This window comes from Frankia sp. CcI156 (assembly GCF_001983015.1).
Taxonomy (GTDB): domain Bacteria; phylum Actinomycetota; class Actinomycetes; order Frankiales; family Frankiaceae; genus Frankia; species Frankia casuarinae.
On record NZ_MOMD01000117.1, the window covers coordinates 1 to 2,775 of the forward strand.

General features: G+C 70.7%; 3 protein-coding genes and 2 pseudogenes. 1 reads left to right on the forward strand and 4 read right to left on the reverse strand.

The features are described 5' to 3' along the window. From CcI156_RS23460 to tnpA, 4 genes and pseudogenes are all read right to left on the reverse strand, one after another. Positions 1–813: RNA-guided endonuclease TnpB family protein (locus CcI156_RS23460; RefSeq protein ID WP_139341608.1), on the reverse strand; the 813-nt coding region annotated here is incomplete at its 3' end. Further along, a complete protein-coding gene (locus CcI156_RS23465; protein ID WP_035942210.1) occupies positions 810–1,382 on the reverse strand; it encodes an IS607 family transposase in 573 nt (190 codons plus the stop codon). The genes CcI156_RS23460 and CcI156_RS23465, both read right to left, overlap by 4 nt. A gap of 57 nt (positions 1,383–1,439) precedes the next feature. Then, a pseudogene (locus CcI156_RS23470) lies at positions 1,440–1,938 on the reverse strand (helix-turn-helix domain-containing protein); the annotation flags it as partial. Next, positions 1,935–2,357, reverse strand: coding sequence for an IS200/IS605 family transposase (gene tnpA, locus CcI156_RS23475; protein WP_076808308.1), 423 nt, complete (start codon positions 2,355–2,357; stop codon positions 1,935–1,937). The gene tnpA and the pseudogene CcI156_RS23470, both read right to left, overlap by 4 nt. Positions 2,358–2,480: 123 nt before the next feature. Here tnpA and CcI156_RS26075 point away from each other — a divergent pair. Further along, a pseudogene (locus tag CcI156_RS26075) lies at positions 2,481–2,775 on the forward strand (hypothetical protein); the annotation flags it as partial.

A 2,775-nucleotide genomic window follows, 5' to 3' on the forward strand; every position in this document is an offset into this window, starting at 1 on the left:
CGCGAGCTGGGCGGCGCGCTGCCGCCGCCCAGCGCTGCCCGGCTTCGACCGGGCGTGGGCCCGCGACGCCCGGCGCAGTCGCCGTTCGGCCCGCTGGTAGTGCTTCGGGTTGGGAACGGTCTGCCCGGTCGACAGAACRGCGAGGTGCTTCACGCCGAGGTCGACGCCCACCGGGCCGCCCGCGCGTTGCCGTCGCGACGGCCGCTCGGGAACGTCGCGGTCGACCTCGACGGTGAACGACACGAACCAGCGGTCAGCAGTCCGGGACACGGTCACGCCGARCAGYCGSGCMCGTCCGTCGGCCAGCCGGCCGGTCAGGGCGCCCATCGGCTCGTGGACCTTCACCCGCCCGATCCGGGGCAGCTTCACGTAGGTCTCGTCAGCCGGGCCGTAGGCGCCGGTGGTGTACCGGAACGAGTCACGGGCCTTTCCCCGCTTCTTGAACCGGGGAAAGCCGACCCGCCGGCCCTTCCGCTTCCCTTGCCGGGAGTCGGTGAAGTTCTTCAACCCGCGGGCAAGCTGGTCGAGCCCGGCCGAGTACGCCTCCTTCGAGCACTCGCTCCACCAGGGGGCAACGTCGTTCTTCACCTGGTTCCAGCGCAGCCGCAGCGCGGGCAGCGTCCACGGCACCGCGGTGAGCGCGTCGCCGGTCAGGCCGTAGCTCTGCTCGGCGTCGCGCTGCGCGAGCGCCGCCTTCACCCGGGCCAGGCCCCAGTTGTAGACGAACCGGGCCGCCCCGGCGTGGCGGGCCAGGCCGGCCAGGTGGGCGTCGTTCGGGTCGAGGGCGAACCGGTACGCCTGCAACGTCGTCATTCGGCTGCCTCGGTGGCGGCGGCGACCGCACGCGTGGCACGGTTCACGGCGGCCCGGCGACCGTACAACCGGGCGCACAGCGACGTCAGGATCTCGGTGACGTCGCCCACCAGGTCGTCGTCRACCTCGCCCGGGTCGACGACCAGCAGCCGCCGGCCCTGCGCCGACAGCGCCGCCTCGACATACTCGGCGCCGAACCGGGCAAACCGGTCCCGGTGCTCGACGACGATCGTCGCCACGTCCGGGTCGCGCAGCAGCGCAAGGAACTTCCGGCGGTGGCCATTGAGTGCCGAGCCGACCTCGGTCACGACCTTGCCGACGGGCAGGTTCTGCCCGGTCGCCCAGGCTGTCACCCGGGCGACCTGCCGGTCCAGGTCGGGACGCTGGTCCGCCGACAACACCCGGGCGTACACGGCGGTCAGCCCATCGCCCGTCGGCTGGTCAGGTTCGCCGACGAGGATCAGCCCGCCGACCCTGCGCGCCGGAACTGGGAGCTTGCCGGCCGCGTACCAACGGCGCGCGGTCACATACGCCACACCCTGCGACTCGGCCCACTCCTTGAGGTTCACATGACCATCATAGCTCACTATAGAGCGCCAATGACTACTGGACGAGCGACAGTTGACACCCTCGCGTTTGACGGACAGGATCTTGACTGCGCCCTGTACCGGCCGGCGCTGGTGGACCTTCACGTGCCCGACACCCTGGAACCGCACAAACGTCCGGGCCGGGTTGTCAGGCTGGGAGTCCCAACGRCAGCCGTCGTTGTCGACAGGCCACGTCACGGTGTCGAAGTGCCCGGCGCCCTTGAAGCGCGGGTAGCCGGGCGTCTCGCCAGCCTTCACATGGCGGAAGAACGCGGCGAACGACAGGTTGAGGCGTCGCAGGGTGGCCTACTGGGAGGAGAACGACCATCGGGCCTGAGGTGGGTCGTACGCCCGGATGTCCTTCAGCTGGGCCGACTTGGTCCCCGTACTCGACCCTGGTCTTCGACGGGTGCGCGTAGGCGCCCCGACGCTCCCGCAACGCCGCGTTGTAGAGCGCGCGGTGGTCGTTCAGCATCACGGTCAACGACGCGACCTGATGCGCCGTCGGGCGCAGCAGGAACTTGTACGTCCGCCTCACCGCGCCGCCGCCTTGCGCCACGGGCGTTCGTTCTGCGTCTCGATGTACCGGGTCACCGTCCCGGCTGACACCGCGCCGACGGTCGCCACGAAGTACGACCGGGACCAGAGCGTGGGCAGCCGGGAGCGCAGGTGCGCGAACTCGCCGCGTAGCACGTGGGACGTGAAGCCCTTCAACTGGTTCGCAACGTACGACGGGGAGTGCTTCGGGTGAGCCTTGACGAACAGGTGCACGTGGTCCGGCTCGACCTCCAGCGCGATGACCGGCCAGTMATGCTCGGCGCACTTCTCGCGCAGCAGCGCGTCAAGCCGCTCGCGCACCCCGCCGGTGAGCACGGGACGGCGATACTTGGGGCACCACACGACGTGGTAGCCGAGGTCGTAGACCCCGCCCGCGCCCGCCGTCACCTGCCGTCCCATGCCACCGACTATACCAGCGTGGCATGTCTAGTCACTTGCGGTCCGTAGCGGATTCCCCTGTCGCCTGAAGGCGACAATCCCCTCCGGACAACTCGATGGGCGGACCCGGCGAGTCTTCGGTGGATGATCTGGGCCTACATCAGGGCTGGCGGCGCGGCGGAGACGTCCCGTCCCCGCGGGGGCCTACCCGCCGAGGTGTGGGCGCTCGACTGGCACCGGCTGTGGATTATCGCCTGGTATCTCGACCAGGCGGCCGTGTGGATGCCGGAGCCGGACCGGGATGCCTTCGTGGCCTCGGTGGTGCGCCCCTGGACCCTCTGCCGCCCTGGGATCCCCCGCGGCACGGGGAACAGCCCACCCTCGGCCTCCGGCTCCACCACGGCGCGTCTCCCCCCTCGGCATCCACCGGGCCTCGACG